This is a genomic window from Phytobacter sp. V69 (assembly GCF_965644215.1).
In the GTDB taxonomy this organism is placed as follows: Bacteria; Pseudomonadota; Gammaproteobacteria; order Enterobacterales; family Enterobacteriaceae; genus Phytobacter.
In genome coordinates, this window is sequence record NZ_CBFFRL010000389.1 from 1 (window position 1) to 1,967 (window position 1,967).

A 1,967-nucleotide genomic window follows, 5' to 3' on the forward strand; every position below is an offset into this window, starting at 1 on the left:
GATTCAGGCAACCGTCTGTGGTGTTTGCAGAGCTAAGATTGGCGGCTTAGCGTTGCACTTCGGAGTTGAATCCGCCCGATGCTGGGTAAATTGCTGGGGGACAGCGGCGGCGCCCAGCGTATTGCCATGACGCTGGTTGATAAATTTGGTGAGAAGAATATTCAGTTAGCGGTTGCCGCAACCGGGTTTATTGTCGGTTTCGCCCTGTTTTTCGAAGTCGGGATTATTCTGCTGATGCCATTGGTCATCACGTTGGCATTGCGTTTACGAATCTCCTTATTGTATGTGGGTATCCCGATGGCAGCCGCCATCTCGGTAACGCATTGTTTCCTGCCACCGCACCCGGGCCCAACCGCCATCGCCAATATCTTTAATGCCGATATGGGCAGGACGCTGATTTACGGCGTGATCATTGCGATTCCCAGCATCCTTATTTCCGGCATTTTATTCGCCCGCATTCCCTATATTCGCCGCATGAACCCGGAAATCCATATGGGGTTTGCCAACCGCGAATTTAGCGAAGCCGAAATGCCAGGCTTTGGCGTCAGCGTCTTTACCGCGTTGATTCCGGTAATTCTCATGGCGTTGCGCGCCATCCTCGAGATGACGCTGACAAAAGGCCACCCGTTCCTGCCCTACGCAGAGTTCTTCGGCGACCCGGTCGTCGCCACCCTGATTGCCGCCATCGTCGCGCTGTACACCTTCGGCTACAAACGCGGGAAAACGGTGAGTGAAATCACCACCAGTATCGAATCCTCCGCCAGGCTGATTGCCATGATGCTGCTGATCATCGGCGCGGGCGGTGCGTTTAAACAGGTACTGATCGACAGTGGTGTTAAAGATTACATCGCCAGCAACATGCATGCCTTCTCCTTCTCACCGATCCTGCTGGCATGGATTATTGCCGTGATTTTGCGTCTGGCGCTGGGCTCAGCCACGGTCACCGCATTGACTACCGGAGGCATTGTCTTCCCGCTGATCCAGGCAACGGGCGTCAGCCCGGAACTGATGGTACTGGCGGTGGGTTCCGGCAGCGTCTTCTTCTCACACGTTAACGATCCAGGCTTCTGGATGATCAAAGAATATTTCAACTTATCCGTCGTGGAGACGCTGAAATCCTGGTCGGTTCTGGAAACCATCATCTCCATCTGCGGCCTGCTGGGTTGCCTGGCCATTAACGCCTTTATTTAAGTGGTTCAGCCACACCAGGGAAACATTTTCATGAGAAACAAACAGGTATCACTATGAAACATTGGAAAAAAAGCGCGGAAGAAATTTTAACCGCAAGCCCGGTCGTGCCGGTTATCGTCATCAACGATGTCAAAGACGCCGTCCCACTGGCAAAAGCGCTGATCGCCGGTGGCGTCAGAACGCTGGAGGTCACATTGCGCACCGCATGCGCGCTTGAGGCCATCAAAACCATCATGGAAGAGGTGCCGGAAGCAATTGTCGGTGCGGGGACCGTTACCACGGTCGAGCAGTTCCGCAAAGTGTCGGAACTGGGCGTCGAATTCATCATCACCCCAGGACTGACAGCCTCGTTACTAAAAGAAGCGGTTGCTGGTGATATTCCGGTTATCCCGGGGATCGCCACCCTTGGCGAACTGATGACAGGTGCAGAAGCTGGCCTGACATGCTTCAAATTCTTCCCGGCAGAGATTAACGGTGGCGTTGCCGCGCTGAAAGCCTTCGTCGGCCCCATGCCGGACGTGAAGTTTTGCCCAACGGGTGGTATCAGCCTGAAAAACTACCGCGACTATCTGGCGCTGAAAAATGTCCTTTGTGTCGGCGGCTCCTGGTTCGTTCCGACAGAGGCCATTGGGCAGGGTGACTTCGCCACCATCACCCGCATGGCAAAAGAGGCCGTTGCAGGCGCAGTCTGATTAAATCCACGGCGGATTCAACTCCGAAGTGCAACGCTAAGCCGCCAATCTTAGCTCTGCAAACACCACAGACGGTTGCCTGAA

At 54.5% G+C, this 1,967-nt stretch carries 1 protein-coding gene and 1 pseudogene; both read left to right on the forward strand.

Translation table 11 applies throughout. The annotated features are described in order from the left end of the window. Positions 1–78: 78 nt before the first annotated feature. Positions 79–1,191, forward strand: a pseudogene (locus ACSZPU_RS25400) (gluconate:H+ symporter); the annotation flags it as partial. 53 nt (positions 1,192–1,244) lie between these two features. Beyond that, complete coding sequence (locus ACSZPU_RS25405; RefSeq protein WP_499004374.1) at positions 1,245–1,883, forward strand: bifunctional 4-hydroxy-2-oxoglutarate aldolase/2-dehydro-3-deoxy-phosphogluconate aldolase; 639 nt, start codon at positions 1,245–1,247, stop codon at positions 1,881–1,883. The last annotated feature ends 84 nt before the right edge of the window (positions 1,884–1,967 follow it).